Raw genomic sequence first — 348 nt, forward strand, 5'->3', positions numbered from 1 at the left:
TTTCCAGGCTGTCAATTTCTTTTGCCAGTAAAGCCCCTAAACATTTATCCTCGAAATAATTCGCTACGATAGTGGTAGAAGCATGGGCCCGGTGCGCTGTTCCAAAAGCATCATTTACATAGATATCTGCGAGACCTGCCAGTTTTTTTGCAAATTCCTCATCCCCATTCTCTTCCTCGGAATGAAATCTAAGATTCTCCAGAAGCAGTACTTCTCCCGGTTGCAGTTCTTTAGCCGCTTTCTGAGCTTTCTCCCCCACACTCTCCTCCACGAATTTCACCTGCACTCCAAGGATCTCTGAAACCTTGCCCACGATATGGTGCAGGGAATTCTTTTGGTCCACTCCCT

General features: G+C 46.6%; 1 protein-coding gene. It reads right to left on the reverse strand.

Annotated features, from left to right (window positions below; translation table 11 throughout):
* Positions 1-348, reverse strand: a 348-nt coding sequence (pgk, locus tag HC176_RS18000; RefSeq protein WP_167920378.1) for a phosphoglycerate kinase, incomplete at both ends; no start/stop codon positions are given.

Source organism: Tamlana crocina, assembly GCF_012037625.1.